The organism is Veillonella montpellierensis DSM 17217 (assembly GCF_000426745.1).
GTDB classification, from domain to species: Bacteria; Bacillota; Negativicutes; order Veillonellales; family Veillonellaceae; genus Veillonella; species Veillonella montpellierensis.
This window is the reverse complement of sequence record NZ_AUFY01000006.1, coordinates 138,304-146,070: the sequence shown is the minus strand read 5'-3', so window position 1 is coordinate 146,070 and position 7,767 is coordinate 138,304. Positions and strand designations below refer to the sequence as shown.

Genomic DNA, 7,767 nt, shown 5'->3' with positions numbered 1-7,767 from the left:
CCTTATAGGGTCAGAGCAAACCACCCGTTCTACGGGTGGTTATGATTATGAAACTTTATTATTACATAGCTGTAATATGTATGGTATGATACAAAGTAGTAATACATTATATAGTCTTTATTTTATGAATTTATGTATAGGAGAATGATACTTATGAAACAAGCCATTTTGGTTGTTGCCTTTGGAACAACTATTAAAGAAGCAAGAGTAAATAATATAGATGCTGTATTTAATCGTATTAAAGATGCCTATGCAGACTATGATTGCCTATTAGCATTTTCATCCCGGATTATTGTAAAACGATTACGAGATCGTGGGGAAGAAATAATGACAGAACAATTGGCTATGGAACAATTAATTGATGCAGGTTGTGAAAAAATTTATGTACAACCATTGCATTTTGCCGGTGGTGGAGAATACGAAAAATTAAAACGCAATATTATGAATTATGAAGGTGCTGGTAATTTAACTACACTGATAGTAGGAAGACCTCTTAATTTTTATATGGCACAAGAGGAGCATCCTGATGATTATCAATTGTTTATTGATAAATTTATTGCTACACTACCAATCCCAGAGGGGGAAGGACTAGTACTAGTCGGGCATGGTGGTTTAGATTCTGGCAATTCCGTATACGGCATGTTACAGTGTAAGTTGCTGTTAAATGGAATGAATCATGTGCGTATTGCAGTTCTTGAAAATGCACCGTATTTAGAAGATACAACGTTTAATTGGGAAATATTAGGGGGAAAACGGCCTCGTGTGCTTCATGTACATCCATTATTATTAGTTTGTGGTGATCATGCGAATAATGATTTATTTGGTGATGAGGATGATAGTGTTATCAATCAACTGCGAGCACAGGGATATGAAGTCAAGATACATCGCGCTGGTTTAGGCGAATATAGAGCAATTCAAGATTTATATGTAGAACATGTACAAGATATGATTGATGATTGTTATGGAAAACGTAGCACACATCGTCCTGTGATTCCTAATATAAAATAAGTGGCGTATCATTTTACTGCTTGCAATATATAGATTTTTATTAATAAATATAGTAGTATAGAAAAGTAATATAAATTAAATAGTAATTATGAGGTGACAATATGAAAGGTAAATTATATGGTATTGGAGTAGGTCCTGGTGACTCTGAATTAATGACGGTAAAAGCGGCTCGCTTAGTAGGAGAAGCTGATATTATTATTACACCGAAAACAGAAAAGAAAGATGGTTCTGTAGCCTTAAATATTGCAAAACCATACATTCAAGAACATACAGAAATTATTCCTGTTGTATTTCCAATGGTGTTTCATGAAGAAACATTAAGTGATGCATGGATAGAAGCTAAAAATATTATTGTATCATATTTAGAACAAGGGAAAAAAGTTGTATTTTTAACATTAGGGGATCCAATGTTTTATAGTACGTATATGTATGTATATCGCCTAATTGAACATACTGGATATGATATTGAAACAATTCCAGGTGTACCCGCATTTTGCGCAATTGGTTCACATTTAGGCTATCCAATTGTTGAAAAAGAAGAGGTATTGGCCATTGTTCCTGCTACAGCACCAAAAGAAAAAATAGACGCAGTTATGGCAGTAGCTGATGATGCTGTTATTATGAAAGTTTATAAAAATTTTGATGAAGTACAAGCTGTATTAAAGAAACATAATATGGCTGATGATGCAGTTATGATTAGCCGTGTAGGGCTACCTGATGAAGAAGTATTTTGTGGGCTTGAGAATATGCCAGCTGATACGAAATTAAATTATTTATCGACCATTCTAGCCAAACGAAAAGATAGATAAATATAGATAATACATGGGATGAATATGATAATTCTGTGAGTAAAAGGTTATGTTAATACATAATAAAGGTAAATATATGAACACTGTACAAAGACCAAGAGTAGTAATAGCAGGTACAAATTCTGGAGTTGGAAAAACAACTATTGTAGCAGGGCTACTAGCTGCTTATAGACAAAATGGACGTGTAGTGCAGTCATTTAAAGTGGGCCCGGATTATATTGATCCGGGCTTTCATAAAATGGCAGCAGGCAGAGATTCTTATAATTTAGATACTTGGTTAGTTCCTCCTGATAAGATGATACCTTTTTTTGAATCAGTTACTGATTCTGTCGATATATCGATTATAGAAGGTGTCATGGGATTATACGATGGTGGACGCGAGGGTGTTAGTTCGACTGCTGAAATTGCTAAACGCTTAGCAGCATCTGTAGTATTAGTTATCGATTGCAAAGCCATGGGAGAAAGTGCAGCAGCTATTGCTAAAGGCTTTAGAGATTATGATAGAGATGTAAATTTTGCCGGCGTTATATTAAATCGATTAGGATCAGAAAACCATGAAAAAATGATTCGTCAAGGCATGGAGAAAGTAGGAATTCCTATTATAGGTAGTATTTATCGCGATAATCGTATGCAATCTCCAGAAAGACATTTAGGATTAACACCTGTTACGGAGTTTGATCCTACAGAGGCAATTGCTACTATTCGAGATGCTGTTACTAGTATGGTAGAGTTAGATACACTTTATAGGATTGCTCATTCTGCGCCACCATTAGTAAGCGAACCTATTATCCCTACTACAACAACAGAAAAAGTAGCGCGTATTGGTGTGGCTTATGATGAAGCATTTTCTTTTTATTACCCAGCTAGTTTGGCTGCATTAGAGGCTACTGGAGCTGAGTTAGTATATTTTAGCCCGTTAAAGGATGCGCATTTGCCAGAAGTGGATGGTCTTATTTTCGGCGGCGGATTCCCAGAGATGTTTTTAGGACAATTAGAAGCTAATCGTAGTATGAAGACAGATATTAAAAATAAAGCCCTAGAAGGTATGCCTATATATGCCGAATGCGGGGGTCTTATGTATTTATGTCAATCAATTACGGATTTTGAAAACCATACATTAGAGATGGTAGGAGTTGTACCTGCACGTACGGTCATGGAAACATCATTACAGAAAGTTGGATATGTAACGGCAACGGCATTAAAGGACTCTGTAATAGCCTATACAAATGAGCCCTTACGAGGCCATGAATTTCATTTTTCAACAATGATACCAGAAGTTGACGATTTTCCTTGGGCTTTTCAATTAGTAGGTGGTAGAAAGGTACAAGAGTATAAAGGTGGATATGCCAATGGAAATGTATTAGCTACCTATTTGCATATTAATTTTGCTGGTTGTGATATCGCTCGCAACCATTTCGTTCACGCTTGTGTTACATATAAACGTTCCAAGTAATTATGTGATACGTTTTATAGGCTTCTTTATATTTATATTTGTATACAATCATTTATATATGTGTTAATTTGCTATCATAGTGTATCAGTTAATACTGTGGGAGGTGTACTATGTCAGAACGAGGATTGATTTTGATAAATACTGGTGACGGCAAAGGTAAAACTACAGCAGCCTTGGGCGTTGCATTGCGGGCAGTTGGACAAAATAAAAAAGTGTTAATTTTACAATTCATTAAAGGTGGACAAAATTATGGCGAGTTAAATGCGATTAAACGATTAGCACCACAAATAGAAATTCGTCCTATGGGAAAGGGGTTTATTTTCCATAATAAAGACAATGTTAGTACTGCTGAATTAAATGAGCATAAGAAAGCTGCTGATGAAGCATGGAATATGTTAAAGAATGAAGTAAATTCTGACGCGTGGGATTTAATTATTTTGGATGAAATTAACTATGCCATGCATTATGGATTAGTTAGTGTTGAGTCTGTTATACATCTTTTAAAAAATAAACCAGAACGATTAGATATGATTTTAACAGGTCGTAATGCACCAGAAGAAATTATTGCCTTAGCGGATACTGTTACAGAAATGAAAGTGGTAAAACATGCCTATCAAAAGGGAATAAAAGCTAAGAGAGGCATTGAATTTTAAGTGCCTTAATGGAGGAGAGAATATAGCTATTTTATTTTTGTGCAGAATTTATGATATGTTGTTATCTGCGAAGTACAGTATATTTCCATACAGTAATTGATTATAAGAGTATGTAAATAGAATAATTTCGAAAAAGATATTGACCTTTACGAAAAAATTCGATATAATAAATGTGTAATTAAAATTATTATGAATGATGTATTAATCATTTTTATTAAGTATAATAATTTATTAAGTAATATTCTATATGTAGGGAGGTCGTCCTAATGGCAGTACATGATTATATTAAAAGTGCAGATTTTAAAAATGAAAAACATGTTCCTGTAATTGATTGTGCAGATACTTTTAAAGTTGGAGAAAAAGCAACTATTGAAGTGGCAGTAGGTAAAGAAATTGCACATCCTAATACAACAGAACATCATATTAATTGGATTAAATTATACTTTGTTCCAGAAGGAACACAAGTGCCTTATGAAGTAGGGGCCATTGAATTTAATGTACATGGTGAATCTGCTGCAGGTGCTAATGAAGGGCCTGTGTTTGCTGAAGCTGAAGGTTCTTTTAAAGTTACATTTAAAAAATCTGGCAAATTGATTGCTGTATCGTATTGTAATATTCATGGTTTGTGGGAATCTGAAAAAGATATAACAGTAGCATAGTTGCCAATTGAAGTAGATAGTTTTGCGTTTCATATAAAATACATCTTTTAATCAAATATACAAGAGCTGCAATACTTATAGTATTGTAGCTCTTTTTATGTATCTTTTGATTGTTGATCTTTTTTAGGTGACATAATAGAGTATTTTCTATGTTGTGGAAAATATTTTATAATATAAAAAATTACCTTATATGTAATTAAGGTGTTACAGTTGTATTACAGGAATGAAGAGATTGCTTGTAGACTACATACATTAGATGAATTAATCACTATGAGGGATGCTTCTTTAAAAATAACATTTTATAATAGTATAAATAGATCCTGAAGTATCATGTTTGCTATAGATTATAATAAAAATGTAAGTAGATTATTGTATTTTGCTATATTAGTCATTATATTATTTCTACTAGAAGATATATAACAGTTAATTAAAATGGATGCAGATGAGTGTCATCCTGATGATTGACGAATGGGATAGTATATTAAAATTATAATGAGATAGATACATGATAGTAATAGTATTCAGATAGATGATTCTAATAGTATAATGTATGATTTATCTGAAAACAGGTTATAGCGATATCATAGATACGTGTAGTTCTATACTTTTATAAAATTCTATATTTCAACTGATTGGCAGAAGTTCGATATAATTCATACATTTCATAGAGCAAATTTTCATTATGTAAAATAGACAGTACATTTCCTTATATATGTCCATCCTGAATGAATAATTATCTATTAAGAGGAGATGAAATAGCTAATATCCTTTACTAAGAGAGAAATTTATGATAAAGTAAGCATTAATCGTATTTAATATTTGATGCAAATGAGGGAGAAGCCGTGGCTTTAATTGTAAAAAAATTTGGCGGTAGCTCCGTGGCTACACCAGAAAAGATATTTAATATTGTTGATCGTGTATTAAATGAGAAAAAAGAAAATGATCAAATTGTAATTGTTGTGTCTGCTATGGGTGACACTACAGATGAATTAGTATCCTTGGCAAAACAAATAACATCTAAACCATATGGACGTGAAATGGATAGGTTATTATCGACAGGTGAGCAAGTAACGATTGCATTGATGGCGATGGCTTTTACAGAGCGCGGTCATCAAGCGATATCTATGACTGGACCACAGGCGGGTATTCAGAGTAGTGCGGCGTATGGTAAAGCACGTATTTTAGATGTGTTTCCAGAACGAGTATTCTCTGCATTACAAGCAGGTAATATTGTAATAGTAGCAGGCTTTCAAGGAATTGTAGAAAACGGTGATATTGCTACATTAGGCCGTGGTGGATCAGATACAACAGCAGTGGCTTTAGCTGGTGCGATGAAGGCTGATGTATGCGAAATTTTCACAGATGTAGAAGGGGTTTACTCTACAGATCCACGTATTGCATCTGATGCAGTTAAACTACAGGAAATTACTTATGGTGAGATGCTAGAAATGGCTCGTTTGGGAGCAGGCGTTATGCAACCACGGGCGGTAGAAATGGGAAGTCGTTATGGTGTTCCTATACATGTGCGCTCAACTTTTTCTACTAATCAAGGAACTATCATTCGGGAGGAATATACTGTGGAATCAAATAAACGTGTTATTACTGGCGTTGCTGATGATATTAATGCGGCTAAAGTATCTTTGGTAGGGGTCGAAAATAAGCCGGGCGTTGCAGCTACTGTATTTAAAGCATTAGCAGATAAAAATATTGATGTGGATATGATTGTTCAAAGCATTCGCTCTACTGATGATGCTGTTACTGATATTATTTTTACTATTTTATGTGATGATGTACCATTAGCTCGTGAAATCTTAGATAAACTTCATGAAACTATAAAAATGGAATCGATTAATATTGATGAAAATATGGCGAAAGTATCAATTGTTGGAGCTGGTATGCTAGGACAACCAGGTGTAGCAGCACAAATGTTTGGAATCTTAGGTGAAGAAGGTATTAATATTGAAATTATTAGTACTTCTGAAATTTCAATTACATGTTTAGTGGCAGAAAATCGTGTGAAAGATGCTGTTCGTTTGATTCATGAAAAGTTGTTTTTAGGAGAACGAGGATAATTTTGGAAAGGATCGGATATGGACAGTTTACATAGCTTTATTGATGAAATGTTGCTAGATAGTGATACTAAAAAAGACATATTTCTTGAGGCACTTTTAAAAGATATTAAACAACAACCGATACCAACACTTAAACAAGCACAGAGTGGCTTTACTGTGTCCAGTCATTTACATGGCATTCGCATGAATTATGAGTCTCATGAGGTTACTATTGTATATAAAGTAGTTCCTGATTTATATGACGATTATATAGTGAATTTTGCTCAATTTGCAGTTATCGTTGAAGGATTGATTACATGCAGGAGAAAACAGCGATGGGCGTTAGAATCTTAATATAGTATTGTAGATTATCAAGAAATACATGTTGAAATACAAATTGTTTTTCAACATGTATTTTTTATAATTTATAGTAATTCTCTGTAGTAGTCAAATATTTGTGCTACAGACTCTTGATGATGTACGTAAAAAGTACTCTGCTATATATTTATTAGGTGATATAAACACTAATACTTTTTGCACTATGTTATTATACCTACTTGCGTACCGTTGATGTGCTTTTGAAAAAGCAGCAAGATTTGTTAACTTCTTCTGTAAAATCATTCTCCATCAACTGTATGACTTCGTTCTACTTTTCCATTTTGCCATAGTGAAAATGGGTGTATCACCTTATGTTTTATACCTAATTCTTGTAATACTCTATCGAATAAATATTCTCGCTTCTTGATACCATAATTAGTGAATTCTCGTGTATTATCTGCCTGTATTGTTTGTATGTCAACGATCATTTGATCTGCTACATCTATCAAAAATCTGCTTATATTAGTCACGCATTTCTCATTTGTAATCGATAATATACGTTTTGGGAGTATTTATAGATAGAAGTCATATAGCAAAACTAATTATTATCGATAGCATTTAGTAGTTAACATTTATAATTTGAATTTTTATAAAAGTTCTTTCATATTGTAGTAGTATATTTTAATAAAATGAGTTTTTACAACATAATAGAGATAGAGTATGTTATAATTAAAAATACTAGTGATTATCAATATTAAATGATGTTATTAGTAGTATATGTTAAATACTATTAGAAATCTATCAATATAGTGCGCA

8 protein-coding genes are annotated in these 7,767 nt (G+C 33.2%); 7 read left to right on the top strand and 1 reads right to left on the bottom strand.

What is annotated here, in order from left to right; translation table 11 throughout:
* Nucleotides 1-153: 153 nt before the first annotated feature.
* The 7 genes from K357_RS0103140 to K357_RS0103110 all read left to right on the top strand — a co-directional run bounded on the left by K357_RS0103140 (nt 154) and on the right by K357_RS0103110 (nt 6,987).
* A complete protein-coding gene (locus K357_RS0103140) occupies nt 154-1,008 on the top strand; it encodes a sirohydrochlorin cobaltochelatase (RefSeq protein WP_028257419.1) in 855 nt (284 codons plus the stop codon).
* A 101-nt stretch (nt 1,009-1,109) separates the two neighbouring features.
* On the top strand, nt 1,110-1,817 hold the full coding sequence (cobI, locus tag K357_RS0103135; RefSeq protein WP_028257418.1) for a precorrin-2 C(20)-methyltransferase: 708 nt from the start codon (nt 1,110-1,112) through the stop codon (nt 1,815-1,817).
* 76 nt (nt 1,818-1,893) lie between these two features.
* Nucleotides 1,894-3,270 carry a cobyrinic acid a,c-diamide synthase CobB gene (locus K357_RS0103130; RefSeq protein WP_028257417.1) on the top strand — a complete coding sequence of 459 codons (1,377 nt, stop codon included), beginning with the start codon at nt 1,894-1,896 and terminating at the stop codon, nt 3,268-3,270.
* Nucleotides 3,271-3,380: 110 nt separating this feature from the next.
* Nucleotides 3,381-3,923: a cob(I)yrinic acid a,c-diamide adenosyltransferase gene (gene cobO / locus K357_RS0103125; RefSeq protein ID WP_028257416.1), complete on the top strand. Its 543-nt coding sequence runs from the start codon at nt 3,381-3,383 to the stop codon at nt 3,921-3,923.
* 266 nt (nt 3,924-4,189) lie between these two features.
* On the top strand, nt 4,190-4,582 hold the full coding sequence (locus tag K357_RS0103120; protein ID WP_028257415.1) for a class II SORL domain-containing protein: 393 nt from the start codon (nt 4,190-4,192) through the stop codon (nt 4,580-4,582).
* An 842-nt stretch (nt 4,583-5,424) separates the two neighbouring features.
* Nucleotides 5,425-6,654, top strand: coding sequence for an aspartate kinase (locus tag K357_RS0103115; protein WP_028257414.1), 1,230 nt, complete (start codon nt 5,425-5,427; stop codon nt 6,652-6,654).
* Nucleotides 6,655-6,672: 18 nt separating this feature from the next.
* Nucleotides 6,673-6,987 (top strand): hypothetical protein, encoded by a 315-nt coding sequence (locus K357_RS0103110; protein ID WP_028257413.1) that lies wholly within the window; start codon nt 6,673-6,675, stop codon nt 6,985-6,987.
* A 263-nt stretch (nt 6,988-7,250) separates the two neighbouring features.
* On the opposite strand, the gene K357_RS09330 is transcribed toward K357_RS0103110, so the two are convergent.
* The gene (locus K357_RS09330) at nt 7,251-7,481 is read right to left on the bottom strand and encodes a DDE-type integrase/transposase/recombinase (RefSeq protein ID WP_051212041.1); all 231 of its coding nucleotides are present in this window, start codon (nt 7,479-7,481) and stop codon (nt 7,251-7,253) included.
* Nucleotides 7,482-7,767 lie beyond the last annotated feature (286 nt).